Origin of the sequence: Mesoflavibacter zeaxanthinifaciens subsp. sabulilitoris, from assembly GCF_014191595.1 — a bacterium.
Classification (GTDB): domain Bacteria; phylum Bacteroidota; class Bacteroidia; order Flavobacteriales; family Flavobacteriaceae; genus Mesoflavibacter; species Mesoflavibacter zeaxanthinifaciens.
In genome coordinates this window covers 206,302-222,427 of record NZ_JACHWV010000003.1, presented here as the reverse complement: position 1 = coordinate 222,427, position 16,126 = coordinate 206,302, and the positions used below count along the sequence as shown (strand labels likewise).

Below are 16,126 nucleotides of genomic sequence, written 5' to 3'. Positions count from 1 at the left end.
TAAATTGGACGGCAAATAAAACAATATTTTATCTTATTTGTGTTAAGTAAAAGTTAGTTGTTTATCTTTTTAAAGCAAAATGACTTCTATATGTTCTACCATTGGTATCTGTAAGTAAAAACCAATAGTCATTTGCTGGCATTAACCTTCCTCTGTAAGTTCCGTCCCAGCCTTTTGTGTTTGGGTTAATAATATGTATAAGTTTACCGTAGCGATCAAAAATTTTAACATCAAGATTAGTGTTGTAACCATCTGTCATTCCGTATGGTTTCCAAAAATCATGTATTGTATCATTATTTGGTGTAAAGTATTTAGGAAAACCAATTATTGCTATTGTTTGCTCTACAGTTTGACAACCGTTAATTTCTGTAACATAAACAGTATGTAAACCAGCTGAAACATTAGTAAAAGTATTACTATCTTGATAAGGTTGACCGTCTATTGCGTAACTAAATTGACCAGTATTTTCTAAATTAATAGTTACTGTATTGTTATTAGAAAAGTCGGTGTAATCTATACTTTCTATTATTGGTGCTTCAATTGGATTTACAATTATATTTCTTGAGTTTGAGCAACCGTTAGGATCTGTAATAATTACGGTATAGGTACCAATTTCATTAATATCAATAAAACTTGTGTTAACTCCAGTGTCAACACCATTTAATAACCATTGGTAATAATAATTGCTTGGCGAGTCATTTAAAACACCACCATAAAGCGTGATAGTTTCAGGGTAACTATTTAAGCAGTAATCTAAAGATTGATCTGCTTCTATTTGTGGTGTGTATAACACAGATAAATCTACATTAGTAACTGCAAAACATTCATTACCATTACTAGTAACTTTAGCATATATAGTTTGAAAATTAACTTCGGTATTTTCAAAGCTTAAAGGTAAAGGGTTTGTTTCCGCGAAAGCGTTATCTAAATTTTGATAGAATGTTATTGTTGAATTTGCAGGAACAGCATTAGCAATTTGAGATTGTACTTGGGTTAAATCAAAGGTTGTAAAACCGTCTAATTCACCTTCATCGCAAGCGTCTAAAGAAAAACTTGGTAATGTATTATTTGAAATACTTAAGTTAACTTCTGCTATGCTAGAACAATTAGATTGAGTAGAGCTAACCAGTGCAAATACAGTTTGATTTATTTGTGTGTTATTAAAACTATCAGGTGTTTGTATTGGATTAATTTGTTGTTGCGCATCATTAAAATCAGTAAAATAATCTACTACAAATAAATTGCTATCATTGTTTATAATAGTCTGCTCTGCATAGTTTAGGTTAAATGTGGTATATCCATCTTGATCAATATCGCAATTTGTTAATGATGTGTTTTGAACAATAGGTTGTTGAAACTCTTCAATAACAACTTCACCATAAGAAATACATCCATTATTTAAAGTAACTTCTACACTGTAAGTTCCTGGAGAATCTACTAAAAAATCAGAAGTAATTTCGGGCTGTAAAACATTATCTTTAAACCATGTGTAAGTTGTTGCGTTTGGTTGTGAGGCGTCTAATGTTGTGGTGTCATTTTCGCATAATGCATTATTAGTGTCTTGCAATAGATTAGGACCTAAGTCTGTGTATAATTCAAAACTACTTGCTTCCAAAAATACTGCTGAATCATAACGGAAATTTTGCTCGTCTGCGATAACTAATTTAACCTCATAAGTAACATTAGGAGTTGTATTTGCAATAGCAGTAAGTACAGCTGTTTGACCATTAAAATTTATTGGTGCATTACTGTTATTCCAACTACCAAAGTAAGCTTGGTTTTCTTCTTGACAAGCACCAGGTATTCCTGGATGAACAGTCGTTACCTTTACCGGAGTATTGGTTTCCGGTACTAAAGCGATGTTTTCGTACTGTTGTGTTCCACTTTGCCTAATTAAAAATCCAAATAAATCTGAATATTGACAGGTGTTGGGATTACCTTCTTGATATTCTTCTGATGCAAATAAATATCTAAAGCTTATTTGGTTTGCAGGTGCAGTAAATTCAAACTCTATAATGGTAGCATTAATTGTATTGTTTTCATTTAAAATTTGTTCTAAATCTGTGTCTCCTTGCCAATTACTAGCATTATCATCGCTTAGTGAAGTGTTTGGTCCGTTTACGTTAGAGAGTTTACCTGTACTTAAAACAACACCTTCTTGAAATGGAAATGAAGATCCGTTTGCATTAAAATAACCGTAACTTAAATCGTTTGTGTTAAAATTACCACCAACAACATTAGTGACTTGAACATTAGATATACACGCATTACCTATTAAAACATCCTCAATTAATTGTTGTGGTGTGTAAGATGTCCAATCTGTAGTTACATTTTGTGATACAGCTAAATTTATACTTAGTAAAATAAATAAAATAAATGCTTGTCTCATACATTTTAAACTGGCATGCAAATGTACGTAACAAATCTAATTATTAGGACTATAAAAATGTTAAAGCTTTAAAGTGAAATGTCCTTTAATTTCAAATTCTATAGCGCCTTTTTTAACATTAGCAACATACCAATAATCTGTTGCAGGTAGTAGATTTCCGTTATAAGTTCCGTCCCAACCTTGAGAGGTATGACTTAGTGTTTTTAAAAGTTTACCGTAACGATCAAAGATATGTACTATTGTTCCTTCTAACTGCTCTACACCTGTAATATGCCAAGTATCAAAATAGCCATCATTATTTGGTGTTACAAATTTAGGTACATCAATAATTACTATGTCTTTTGAAGTCGAATTACATCCGTTTAAATCTATTACAGTTATTGTATGAGGACCAATTGGTACGTTGTTAAAGAAATTAGATTCTTGTGGATCTTCATCATCAAATTGATATAAATAATCACCAATCCCTGAAACTTCTACAGTAACATTGTTTGGGTCTGAAAAATCTATAGTTTCTGTAAAGTCAATAGTAGCAGCTTCAGATTGAGAAACAGAAAAACTTGTAGAAGTAGAACAACCAAATTGTGTTGTAACAGTTACAGAATATGTTCCAGTTTGATTAATTTCTATATAAGAATTTGTACTTCCGTTAGACCATAAATAGCTGTCTGTTGGTGCGTTGGTTTCAGCAGAAACTAACAAAGGTAAATTATCTAAGCAAAGTACTTGGTCTTCAATATCTAATTCTGGTTTTCTATGTACAATTGTATTAAAACTTGTTGTGTTATAGCAGCCTGTAGTGTTGTTTTCTATACGGATAAAATATGTTGTTCCATCTTCACTAAATACATTTAAATCTGTTAAGGCGTTTTCATTATTATTAGCATCTAATTGAGATGTATAATAGTTTACCGTAAAGTTTGAAGAGTTTTGATTACCCAATACAACCGGAGTTTGCTCGCCTAGATCAAAATTAGCAAACAAGTCGTAATCATCATCACAAGTTTCTAAATCTTGAATATTATTTGCTGTAGGTAAAGGGTTTACGCGTAGTGTAAAAGACTCTATGTTAAAACAGTTACTTCCAGTAAAATTAGCTCTTACAAAAATTGTCTGATTACCAACGTTGTAATTGTAATTTGAGTCTAAATTATTTTGTTGAAGTTGAGCATCGTTTAAAGATAAATAAAACTCAGTCTCTATAGCTTGTGTTGTGTCTACTAAATCTGGTAATGTATTGTTTAAATTATAAGAGAAAGTACTTTCTTCACAAATTTGAGTAGTTACATTTGGATTAATAACAGGTGGTACTTCAACAATTAAATCTAAAGGAATTTCTGCATAACAATTAGAAATAGTATTTACAACTTTAATAAACACTGTTTGCGGATTTACTGTGTTTGTAAAGTTTTCTGGGTTAGAAATCTGGTTTGTACCTTGCTCTAAATCTGTAAGGTTTGTGTAATATTCAATCTCTGTATTATTCTGTCTAATTGGCAATACTTCAATTTCTGAAACGGTTAAGTCAAAAGTTGTAAAACCGTCTGTATCATTATCGCAAGTCTCTAAACTATTTGGTGTGTTTGTTAACGGAACTTGTATAACATTAAACTCAAAGCTAGAAATACCTTTACAATAAGTACCATTATCTACAACAGCAAAAATCTGTTGAGGATTTACTGTATTTGTAAAAGAATTTGGTAAAGGATTAGTTTGCGCTTCAGCTTCAGCTAGAGATAAATGATAAGTAACCGTTAAATTTTCTAATGAACCTTGAGTGATTTCTGAAGTAATATCATCTAGATTAAAAGTTTCTGACCCATCATTAGAGTTGTCGTCACAAACAAATATATCTGTTGGAGTATTGTAAATTGGGTAAGCGCCTACTTCTATATCAAAAGAAGTTGTATCGTAACAGCTTTGATCTGTAATATTATGTACTCTAACAAAAATAGTTTGAGGCGAAGATGTATTTTGATACGCAACAGTTTTATCAATAGGAGCTACGTTGTTTATAGCATTTTGAGCAGTTTCAAAATATAAAACTTCTTTTCCTGATTGACCGTTTAAAATTTCTGCATCTTTTTCTTGAAAGATAAAGTCTGCGGTTTGATTACCATCATTTTCACAATTGGTATAAGTTTCTATTGGTGTAAATATAGGTAATGTGTTTACTATTATAGTAATAGATTGCACAGCGTAACAACCGGTATTAGTATTTTCTATACGGCAATATACAGTTTGTGTATTAGCATTATAATTTTGCGTATCTGTAATCGGACTGCTATTAGTTTCTGCATCAGTTAATGAGGTATGAAAACTAAAAGCTCTATCTGTAGTGGTATTAACAATTTCTGGAATTTTTGCGTCTAAATCTACTATAAAAAAGCCATCTTGATCATCATCACAAATTATAATATCTGAAGGTTGGTTAATGGTTGGAGCAGGTAATACTTCAATATCTAAAGAAGACGTTGCGTAACAACCAGTCATAGTATTTTGTACACGTACATATAATGTTAAAGGATTTGTCGTGTTAGTATAAAATGCAGGCAAGCTATTAGTATTATTATCTGCATCTGCTTGTGTTAAGAAGTAATCTACAGATGGATTAGGTATACCATTACCAGAATATGCATCAAAAGAGGTTAAGTCTATACTTGTAAATCCGTCGTCATCTGTATCGCAGTAAGTTTGTGTATCTGTTAAAATTACTTCAAAACCTTCGTTTATTAATAGTTGAATATTTGAAAAATGACTACAGCTACTACTATTTAAGGTTATGTATAATAGAGTAGGACTAGCATTAATTGTATATGGTACAGATTGATTAATAGCATTGGTATTATTGATTTGATCAGTTTCTGTTTCATAAAAATCAATAGTGACGTTTTCTAAATCATTAATAATTTCTAATCCAATATGATATAAATCAAAATCTACAATTTGATCATTTGATGTATCATCACACTCATAAAAATCGGTAATATTTGTGCCTGTTTCTAAAAGAAATGCGTGAAGCTCCATAGGTACAACAGAAGCACAACCAGTTGTATTGTCTTCCACACGCACAAAAACAGTTTGTACATCTTGGTCTATATTATCATAGCTTGTTGGATTAGCTATTGGGTTTGTTCCATTATTAGCATCTTCTTGAGACTCGTGATAAGTCACAGTTACGTTTGTTAACCCTTGTAGTATTTGATCAATTTCTTGAGTAAGATCAAATGTGTCAAAACCATCGCCATCTTGCTCGCAAGCATCTAATTGAATAGTTTCTGGGTTAATTTGCGGATTTGTATTAACCTCTATATCTAATGTTGTAGTTGTAAAACAGCCTGTAGTTATATCTACAACACGTACAAAAACAGTTTCGGTTGGGTTAGAAGGTGTATAAGGTTGAGGTATTGGATTGTCTCCTGTTAAAGCATCTGCATTAGAAAAATGATAAGACACTACATAATTGGTATTTGAAGACGTTATTTCATCATCTTTAACAGTCATATCTACATTGCCTCCACCATCAGAACAAACAAATAAGGCTGAAGGATTAATTATTATAGGAAAAGGATTAATTATTAAATTGAAAGTACCTATGTAAATACAACCAGACGTGGTATCTTGAGCATTGTAGAAGATAGGTTGAACAGTTGTAGTACTAGTTACAGATGTTGTTGGGTTTTGGTCATTAGTTGCATCATTTTGAGAGGTATGAAACGTAATGTCGTAAGTTGAAGGCGGAAGCGTAGCATCGATTTCAGAAGTTTTTGGTGTTAAATCAAATATTTCTGTACCATCATTTGAAGCATCATCACACACTTCAATATCAGAAATTGTTGGTCCATTTTGAACGGTGTTTAATACAACATTAATACTATCTTGAAAAGAACAAAAATCTGAGCTTAAAGGTACTGTAACTTCAACAGTGTAATTACCGTCTGTAGTAACATTTAAAGTACTACTAGTTTCGTTATTAATTATATTTCCGTCTAAAAACCATTGGTATGTAGCTTGTGGATTGTTAGTATTTGCATCTAAAGTTATAGATGCATCACAAGTTGTAATATCTTCACCTAAATCTACAGAGTCTGTAAAGCTGTTTCCTTCTATAAATACTGCAGTGTCAAAGTTTCTGTCTGTTTGATCGGCTACTATTAGTTTTATGCTATATTGTACGTTAGGTGTAATATTTGCAGAAGCTGTCATTACAGTAGTGCGACCATTAAAGTTAGTGTCTCCAATATTATAACCTTCAAAATAATTACTATTTTCTTCTGGGCAAAAACCAACTATTTCATCATGGATAGTGTTAGTGTTTACAGGTGTTGATGTACCTGGTACCAATGCAATATTTTGATACGGATTATTACTTCCTGTTTCTCTAATTAAAAAAGCAAACCCATCGGAGTATTGACAAGGGTAATCTGCAAAATATTCTTCTGATGCTAATATGTAATTAAAAGAAATTGTACTAGAGGTTGAAATAAAATCAAACTCAATAGATGTTGCATTTAGCGTGTTATTTATTCCAAGTGCAGCTTCTAAATCAGGATCTGTAGTCCAATTATCACTACCTTCGTTTAAGGCACTAGTGTTAGTTGTATTTCCAGCAGAAGTTACTTGTCCTGTAGATAAAACAATACCATTTTCAAATGGAAAGTTTGAGTTAGCTCTTTCAAAATATCCAAAACTTTGAAAACCATCAACTTGACCATTAAAGTTAGAATTTATGTTGCTAACCTCTACACAACCTTGTACTAAATTATTTTCAATAAGTTGTTGTGAGGTAAAACTTTCATTTACAGTTATTTGTTGTCCAAAAGATAAGTAACCAATAAGAAAATGAGTTATTGTTAGCCAAAATATTAGACTATTTTTGTAGGTTTTATGCGCTTTCATGCTATGTATCAGTCAATTAAATAAACTTGGGGTATGTTTATGTTGCGAACAAACGTATTTAAATAATCGATAAAATGCAAATTTTAGCGTTAAAATGTTATTAACTATTTATTAAGATATACCCAGCCAACCAAATCATCGTATTTAGGATCATGAAGTTTTAATACGTAAAAATATGTTCCTGTTGGTACAACATCACTAAAAGCTAATATGCCTTGATTGGTTTGACCATGCCACTTTAGATTATTATTGCCTTTAAAAATTAGCTTTCCATAGCGATTGTATATTAAAAGCTCGTGATTTTCAAATATATCATATAATCCTTGTATGTTGAAGAAATCGTTTTTTGAGTCTCCATTAGGAGAAAACCCTTGTGGAACAAAAGGTGGACAGTTTTCAGTTTGTAATTCAAATTGAAAAATATCAAAACACTCTTCTGTTTCTGCAGTTATATATATTGTTTGAGGCGTAGAGTTTGAAGCGTAATTTGCTGGTGAAAGAATTGGGTAATCTTCATTTATATCTTCTAAACTTTCAAAAAAACTAAAGCTGTTATATTCTGTTTCATTTATTTGGCTAAACACTTGTGTTAAATCAAAATTGGCTTTCTTTTTTCCTTGGTTACAAGCAGATATAGGGTTTAGTAATATCGTCTCTGGTAATGGGATTAATTGAATATTTTGAAACGTATTATTATTGTTTTCATTGGTTTCAGTAACAATTCCGTTGCCAGATCCATTATCATCTACTACGATTTCTAAAATAAAATTATCGGGATAATTAGGCGGTATTGTTAAGGTTGTTTGGTTATTTTCTGAAGCATTGATTGGTATGTCATTTTGTGTTGTACTTTGCCCAATTAGTGTATTGTTTATGTAGAATGAAATTGGTGTATTAACAGGTAAAATATCTGTGCTGTTAGTGTTATAAACGGTGTAATTTATATCTATTTCCCGATTTGCACAAAACACATCATAATTGTTTATTGCAATTGTGGCGTCTGGTAATTGACTGTTTAAAACCGTAATTATGTTGTTAAGAATAATTAAATCTGCTCTAAAAATTCCAAATTGGTCCACACCGCCAGTAGTCATTTTAATGGTAACCTGTGTGTCGCCTATAGATATGTTGTTTTCAATATTATAAACATCTAAATCTGCATTATGAAAGTTTGTCGAATTTGCAAAAGTGTTTGTGCCATTAAAAGCATTGTCTGGTAGGTTTAAAGGAGGATTGGATAGAATGTTTCCGTTAATAGAAAGACTTTCTCCGTAGTTTAAAGCATTGTCACCTTCCCAAGCTAAAAAACCAATTTTAGCATTGTCATTATCTAAAACATCAATGTTGTCTAGAATAATTGTTTTTTCTTGAACTTCAGAATTTATAATTTCTAAACCTTGAAAAAGATTAATTTGATTAAGAGGTAAGTTATTATCCTCGTAGATAACGTATAAACTCCAACCTGCATAATTAGTACGATTATTACAAAAGCCAGGTGTATTTATTAGGACCGAATTGACATCTAAATTAGAAAGGTTATATATTGTGTTACCTTCGTTAATTATTTGATTTGTCACATCTGCATAGCAGGCAAAGTAAGTGAGTTGTCCATTACTACCAGCATCATAATTTACGTTATAAGTGTCTTGAGCATTAATAGTTATATTGTTTAAGGAAACTTGAGTGTCTCCATTACCAGAGCCAGACCAGAACAGGTAAGCCGCAATTATATTAACATTATTTGGTAAGTTTAAATTAGCTGAAGCAGAAGTAGGCAACGTACAAAAACTATTGTCAAGGTTATTCTCTGCAGGATTTAAAGTATTACCAATAGCGGTATAATCATAACTACCATTAAATTGCTGAAATAATGTAATATCCTGAGCTTTTAAAGTATTAAAAAAGCAAAGTAAAATTACTAAGTATAAGAAAGTAAAGTTTTTCATATTTAGGACATTACTTTCTAAAATTACAAAAAACTACCTTTTTAAAGTAAAATGACTTTTAAAAACACGACCATCTTGTAGTGTTACAGAAAACCAGTAATCATTACTTGGCATTGGTTGTCCGTTATAAGTACCGTCCCAACCTTTACTTTTAGGATCTATTTGGGTTAATAATTTACCGTACCTATCAAAAATATATATTTTAGAATTTTGTTGAAATTGACTTGATACACCATAAACTTGCCAATAATCATTAATTGCATCGTTATTAGGTGTAAAAAATTGAGGGAAACCTATAACAGATAATGTGTCAGAAATTAATCCGCAATCATTTTTTACGTCAATTATATTAACAGTATATATTCCTGGTGTTACTTGAGTGAAAACAGAGTCACTTTGGAAGCCTGTACTTTCTCCTTCACTATTGATTAATTCGTATTCATAAGTACCTTCTCCAGAGGTTAAAATACTAACTTGATTATTTGTTGTATTTCCGTCTAAAATATCGATATTTTCAATTGTAGCTATGTTAGATGCTTCTACAGTAAAAGTTTTTACTTTTTCGCAACCATCAACCGTTGTTACAGTTACGGTATAAATACCTGGTTGGTTTACTTCTATGCTATTTGTGTTTTGTCCTGTTGACCAATTAAAATAATAGTTGTTATTAATAGGTGAAGTAGCACTTAGTGTAACAGTTTCTGGGAAGAAATTAAGACAGTAAAAAACTGTTTCGTCTTCATCTAAATCTGGTCTCTCATTAATAATTAAATCGACTTCGCTAATACCATAACAATTGTTATTATTTTCTGCACGAGCGTAGATAGTTTGAAAATAAGCAGAAGTATTGGTGAAAGTTGAAGGTAAGGCATTACTTTCTGTTAACGCATCATTGTAGTTCTCGTAAAAATTAATTGTAATATTTCCTGGTAATGCCGATGTCATGTTTGTGCTTATTTCATTTAAATCGAAAGTGTTAAGACCATCTTCAGAGCCTAACTCGTCACATACTTCAAATTCATAATTATTAATTTGAGTGGTACTAACTTCTAGTGTTAGTTCTGTAATGTTTACACAATCAGTATTACTGTCTTTTGAAACCGCATAAACTATTTGTGGGTTACTTAAGTTGTTATAAGATGTTGGGTTAGTAATTGGTGTAACTTCATTATTAGCATCGTTTAAAGTATCATAAAAAACAACAGTTAAATTAGCATTGTTGTTAGTTATGTTAGTTATTGCTTCTTCTAAATTAAAAATAGTGTACCCATCAGGTATACCATCTTCGTCACATTGTAATAACGTATGGTCAAAAGATGCTGGTACTGGATTGATAATTAAATTGAAGCTATTAACTGCATAGCAGTCTGTGTTATTACTGTTTTCTAGTCTTACATATACTTCTTCTTGAAAAGGTGTGTTGTTATAGTAGTTTAGGTTTAATGGACTTAAATTATTTTCTGCATCATTTAAATTAGCGTGATAACTAATATTGAATAAAGTAGTGTTTTGTCCGTTGTAAACTTGACTATTATAACTTGATAAGTCTACAGTTGTTTGACCGTTTGTATCATCACCATCAGATAAATCATCACAAACTTCAAAGTCATTTAAGCTATCTATTACCGGTGTTTGAAATACTGAAATATCAAAATTAGTTGTAGCATAACAGTTAGGGTTATTAATGTTTTCTACGCGAGCAATAATTGTTTCTTGAGGTAATGTGTTTTGGTAATTACCGGTAATTTCGTTTTGGTTATTATCTGCATCTGCTTGGTTTTTGAAGTATTTAACTTCGTAAACTGCAGCATCTTGACCATTTAATATTTCTGTGTTTAGAGAAGATAAGTTAAAGTCCCAAATATTGTCGTTATTATCATCACAAATTACAATGTTATTTGGTGTTGTTGCAGTAGGAATATCATAATAGGTTACAATTGCTTGTCCTTCTTTTGTATCACAATCACCATTATTTAAGTCTATTATAACTTCGTAATTTCCGTTTTGTGTCACTAATAATTCATTAGGAATTGCTGGTGTTGCTATCGCATTACCATCTTGAGTCCAAGTATATGTTGCACCAGGAATATCTTCTGCAATAAGTGTGTAGTCGTCTCCAGTGCATAATGGTAAATCTACAGTATTAGTATTGTCGGTTGGGATAATATCAATTTTTTCAACAAAAAAGGATGCGATAAATGGTGGTAAGCCTTGTCTAGAAACTAGTCCATTTAGATCTACAGATTGGTGTTGATAATCTGCTGCTTGCCCTAAGCTGTTAGGAGAATTTATTGTACTTAAAAAAGGCGTGCCTTGATTATAAGTAGCACTTAATGATCTATAAATTTTACCATCAGGTCCAAGTTGTAATGCACTTCTATACATAATTCTTTGGTCCAATACTTCTTGAGAATCACTTATGTTATTAGCGCTTAAATCGTATTGAAGTAAGGCTCCATATTGTGCATTAGCATTATTAAAGTCATCTTGAGGAGTTTCAAAATAGGTTGAAACATATAAGATTTGACTATTTGGAGAAAATTCTACACCGTAAGGTCTTTGCGTTTTTCCATTTGGATTTAAATTAATATTTATTTGTTGAGCATTAGAAGCTTGACCACTATTGGTGTCAAAATCAAAAAGATATAAGCCGGAAGCAATATTAGCACATGCTATTTTTGTCCCGTCTGGAGAAATTTTAAGATAACCTCTTCTTTCTGGAACAAGTATATTTAGGTCTGAAATTACAGGTGTAGTATTTACTCCTGTAGCAGTTACTTCGTAAGCAAATATAGAGTTGTTTAACTCGTCACCATTAATATCTGCAAATGTTATTACCCAAATATTTTCTGTTTGACAGTCTTTTAAGACAGCGCTTAGTTTTTCTGAAGTATTGTTTAAAAGATTAATATTTTTATTTGCAGTAACAGTGCCTAATCCACCATTAACTGTCATGTCTACTTCGGAATAATGAAAACCTTCGTCAGGATTTCCTTGAAACTCTGTATCTACAGTAAAAATATAATAGATATCAGCATCTTGAGGTTTTGGTATTATAATAGCAGATTGCGTACTAGAAGGGTTTCCTTTTAAACCATTTCCATTAGTCATTACCTGATGGTTTTTATTGTATACAGTTATTCCGTCTGTGTAAAATAATAAATCACCATTTCCATCAGAAATACTTGTACAGCCTTCATCTGTTGCTAGTTGTCCATCGGTAAGTGCTGTTACGGTATTTGTTGAAAGATCAAAATTTATTCCTGCATTGTTACCAAAGTACCAGTTGGAAGCTTCATTTTGAGAATGAACAAATGACACTAACAGCAAAAATGTTAGTAGTAATATCTTTTTCATAATCTAGTATAGCCAGATTTGTAAAGATATTACAAAAATGAAAAACGAAAAGATATAAAATGTTAAATACCTATAAATCTCTTTTTTGCAGTAGCTTGTATGAACCGTAAATAAATAAAGATGTCCATGCTAAAACAATAACAATTTGATACCAATGTACAGAGTAATCAAAATTAAAATCTTCGCCAACTTGTTTGGCTAGTTCTTTAGCTGCGCCAAGTCTTGAACCTGGTTCTACTATTAAATTAGACATGCTTTCTAAAGGAAAAAACTGTGTAATTGTTCTCCAAGAGTTTTCGGTTAACTCTATTTCCCAACGTAATAATCCGTATGCTATTTTTTCTATAATAAACCACACAAATAAAAAGCCTAACGCAAATGCAGATCGTCTTATTAAAATACCTAAAAACAAGCAGAAAGAAAAGAAACCTACTAATTTAACAAAGAATGCTAAAAGGTATTCTGTGTCCGAAAACACATGGTAAAGCTCTGTAATATCAGAAAATGCAAATCCTAATATTAGTGTAATTATAAATACGAAAACGGTTGATACTAGAGCAAAAACACTTACGGTTACAAACTTAGAGGCAATAAACTCTTTTTTGCTTAAACCATCTATTAAGTTTTGCTTAATGGTCTTGTTACTATACTCGTTAGCCATCATAGACACAATAACAATTGCTAAGAAAAATTTTAACGATGCAGCAACATAAGTATTAAAATGCCAAATGTAAGGAAAGTCAAAAATTCCTTGTTCTGCTAAATGAAACTTAACAGGTCCAATATCAAATTTGATTGAAGCTATTAATGCTATTGATGTTAATAATATAAAGTATGCTAAAATAAGCACCTTACTTGATCGGTTATTCCAAAGTTTGATTAATTCTATATTTAAAAGTCGTAACATTATTGTCTGTTTTTTGGTTGGGTTTGTTTAAGATAATTGGTCTGTAAGTTGTAAAAATTGTTCTTCTAAACTTTCTTTACGTAAAACTAAATGAGATAGGTTGATGCCATTATCAAAACACAGTTTGTTTAAAGTACTAGATAACATAGGTTGATCTAAAAACGCAGTTATTAGATCGCCATTAACTTTTACATCTTTAATGTTTGGATTGGTGTTTAAAAAGTTAATTAAATTGTTAGTGTTTTCAGCTTTTAATTCAAAAAAACCATTGCTAGTAATCATTTGGTCTACAGGACCTTCATATAGTTTTTCGCCTTTTCTTAAAACGACAACGTGAGTACAAACTTTTTCAACTTCGTCTAATAAATGAGATGCTAAAAGTATAGTTGTACCTTTACTTGCAATCTCTTTTATTAATGATCTAATTTGATGTATTCCTTGTGGATCAAGCCCATTTGTAGGCTCGTCTAAGATTAAAATTTCAGGATCATTAAGCAGCGCACTAGCTATAGCAAGACGTTGTTTCATCCCTAAAGAAAATGTTTTAAACTTACTATGTTTTCTTTCAATAAGTCCAACAAGTTCTAGTTTTTCGTCTATTTTTTCTTCAGCAATGTCTTTAATTTTACAAACTAGTTTAAGGTTTTTATAAGCAGACATATAAGGATAAAAATTTGGTCGCTCTATAATAGCTCCAACTTTTTTTAATGCTTCGTGTGTAGATAAATCTCCGTTAAACCATTGAAAAGTTCCTGAAGTTTTATTTACAACATTAAGTGTAATGCCTAAAGTAGTAGATTTACCACTTCCGTTAGGTCCTAAAATTCCGTAAACATTTCCTTTTTCAATAGTGAAAGAAAGATTGTTAACTGCGGTTAAATATCCGTACTTTTTTGTAAGGTTTGAGATGGTTAAAATTGTGCTCAAAATATTTTTGGTTTTTGATTGATATAAGTAAGACGATTGTAGCTTGGTTTTGTTACAATTTATAAAATTTGTCACTAAATTTGAGTAAATTAGGGGCTATGCAAGATTTAAAAATTTCTAAAAAGAAGCCATCATATCCTGTAAACGAAAAATTACATGAGTATTTAAATGAATATAATAGAAATTTAAAAATTTCGATTTTATATGAAGATTTGTTGCGTTTTCAAGGTTCTGTGACAGTTTATGATAAAGACGATAATGATACGCTTTGGATACGTGTGTATTATAACGAATTTGATCGCGCAGAAATTGATCTTAACCTAAAAAAAGTCTACACACAATTACACTCTGACGGAAACGAAAAAACCATTCCGTTTTTAAATGTAGATGCTGTAGATTATTGCACCTTTGGTAATAGTAAACCGTTTAGAGTAAAAGTTAGAAATATTTTAAATGATAATTACACTTATTTTTATGTAAAAAAAGCAGATGCTTCTAGAATCTATGGATTAGAATTAGAACATATGCTTTCGCCATACAATTTAAATTTTTTAGTCTATAAAAATACCTTAATAGAAGAGCATATTGCAGGTATACCAGGCGATGAGTTTATTCAAAATAAATTATCAGAGTGTTTACCTTCAGAAAAATCTCAAATTGCAAAAGAGTTTGTAAAGTTTAACGAGCGTTGCATGATTAGATTACTTGGTGATATGCGCGCATACAATTATGTAATTGTAACAACGCACGATTTTGATCACGTGGTGTTTAAAATTAGAGCTATAGATTTTGATCAGCAATGTTATGAAGGTAAGTTTAATGTTTACCGACCGCAATTTTTTAAAGAGAATAATAAAATGGTAGCATTAGTTGCAGAAAAACTTACTAAAGACTCTATTGATCAATATAAAATAGAAGAACGGTCTACCATAGCAAAACGTATGATTAGTTATCAAGATAGAATAGGAGAGTTGTTAGATTGTATGACTAACGATACTATTTCTATTGAAAAACATATCGAATTGCTTAAATCTAAAATCTATGAATATACTATGGATATAGAGTTTAAGCGCAGCAAAAATATGGGCGAAATCTTAAAAAATGCATTAGATTTTGTAAAACGAAATTATCAAGATGTTAATACCAAAGGGTATTAATTCCAGTTTTCGTCAAAATCTAAACTTTCATAATCATCAACATCATAGTCGTCGTCAAATTCATTAAAGTCGTCATCACTATCGGCTTCAAAAACTTTTTCTGGCGCTTCTGTAGGAACTTGACCTTGCACATACATTAGATTAGGATAATCTGTGCCTTGCGCTTCTTCAACAATTTCAGCTAATTCAACAAAAAATGTCCACATACTTAAAAAGTCGTAAACATAGATAAGTTTTGTTTGTGCTTCGTGTACGATGTCTGCAATGGTAGTTTCATTCATTAATTTAACTTGATTTAAACCATCGCTCATGTCAAAAAGGCTAATTTCTTCACCTTGATTCCATTCGTCATCACTAATATAAAAAGACGCCATTTCTGTACCATCAAACCCAAAAGATTGAGTGATAACATTGTGTAGATCTTCCATAGTATCGTTTTCACGAATTTCAAAATCTCTAAAGATATCTTCTTCTGTATCGTTGTCTAAAATAGCTCTAAAACGGTAAATCATAATTAAAAAAATAAGTTTACAAAGATAAGGTT

The 16,126-nt window shown here is 31.1% G+C and carries 8 protein-coding genes; 1 reads left to right on the top strand and 7 read right to left on the bottom strand.

The window, feature by feature from the left end:
- Positions 1 to 61: 61 nt before the first annotated feature.
- The 6 genes from FHS04_RS05745 to FHS04_RS05720 form a co-directional block, all read right to left on the bottom strand.
- Positions 62 to 2,389, bottom strand: coding sequence for a T9SS type B sorting domain-containing protein (locus FHS04_RS05745; protein WP_106679289.1), 2,328 nt, complete (start codon positions 2,387 to 2,389; stop codon positions 62 to 64).
- 60 nt (positions 2,390 to 2,449) lie between these two features.
- Complete coding sequence (locus FHS04_RS05740) at positions 2,450 to 7,288, bottom strand: T9SS type B sorting domain-containing protein (RefSeq protein ID WP_106679292.1); 4,839 nt, start codon at positions 7,286 to 7,288, stop codon at positions 2,450 to 2,452.
- 104 nt (positions 7,289 to 7,392) lie between these two features.
- Positions 7,393 to 9,234, bottom strand: coding sequence for a T9SS type B sorting domain-containing protein (locus FHS04_RS05735; protein WP_106679294.1), 1,842 nt, complete (start codon positions 9,232 to 9,234; stop codon positions 7,393 to 7,395).
- Positions 9,235 to 9,267: 33 nt separating this feature from the next.
- Positions 9,268 to 12,591: a T9SS type B sorting domain-containing protein gene (locus tag FHS04_RS05730; RefSeq protein ID WP_106679296.1), complete on the bottom strand. Its 3,324-nt coding sequence runs from the start codon at positions 12,589 to 12,591 to the stop codon at positions 9,268 to 9,270.
- Positions 12,592 to 12,661: 70 nt separating this feature from the next.
- Positions 12,662 to 13,498 (bottom strand): ABC transporter permease, encoded by an 837-nt coding sequence (locus tag FHS04_RS05725; RefSeq protein WP_106679298.1) that lies wholly within the window; start codon positions 13,496 to 13,498, stop codon positions 12,662 to 12,664.
- A gap of 27 nt (positions 13,499 to 13,525) precedes the next feature.
- Positions 13,526 to 14,425, bottom strand: a complete 900-nt coding sequence (locus FHS04_RS05720) for an ABC transporter ATP-binding protein (RefSeq protein ID WP_106679672.1) — start codon at positions 14,423 to 14,425, stop codon at positions 13,526 to 13,528.
- A gap of 98 nt (positions 14,426 to 14,523) precedes the next feature.
- On the opposite strand from FHS04_RS05720, the gene FHS04_RS05715 reads away from it, so the two are divergent.
- Positions 14,524 to 15,582 carry a hypothetical protein gene (locus FHS04_RS05715; protein WP_106679300.1) on the top strand — a complete coding sequence of 353 codons (1,059 nt, stop codon included), beginning with the start codon at positions 14,524 to 14,526 and terminating at the stop codon, positions 15,580 to 15,582.
- Here the strand turns inward: FHS04_RS05715 and FHS04_RS05710 are convergent.
- Entirely contained in the window at positions 15,579 to 16,094 is a 516-nt protein-coding gene (locus FHS04_RS05710) for an IS1096 element passenger TnpR family protein (protein ID WP_106679302.1), read from the bottom strand. The genes FHS04_RS05715 and FHS04_RS05710 overlap by 4 nt on opposite strands.
- Positions 16,095 to 16,126: the final 32 nt, after the last annotated feature.

What these genes read in the sequence shown, in the direction of transcription:
- FHS04_RS05745 (WP_106679289.1), bottom strand. Translation starts at nt 2,389, where the DNA reads ATGAGACAAGCATTTATTTTATTTATTTTACTAAGTATAAATTTAGCT.
- FHS04_RS05740 (WP_106679292.1), bottom strand. Translation starts at nt 7,288, where the DNA reads ATGAAAGCGCATAAAACCTACAAAAATAGTCTAATATTTTGGCTAACA.
- FHS04_RS05735 (WP_106679294.1), bottom strand. Translation starts at nt 9,234, where the DNA reads ATGAAAAACTTTACTTTCTTATACTTAGTAATTTTACTTTGCTTTTTT.
- FHS04_RS05715 (WP_106679300.1), top strand. Translation starts at nt 14,524, where the DNA reads ATGCAAGATTTAAAAATTTCTAAAAAGAAGCCATCATATCCTGTAAAC.
- FHS04_RS05730 (WP_106679296.1), bottom strand. Translation starts at nt 12,591, where the DNA reads ATGAAAAAGATATTACTACTAACATTTTTGCTGTTAGTGTCATTTGTT.
- FHS04_RS05725 (WP_106679298.1), bottom strand. Translation starts at nt 13,498, where the DNA reads ATGTTACGACTTTTAAATATAGAATTAATCAAACTTTGGAATAACCGA.
- FHS04_RS05710 (WP_106679302.1), bottom strand. Translation starts at nt 16,094, where the DNA reads ATGATTTACCGTTTTAGAGCTATTTTAGACAACGATACAGAAGAAGAT.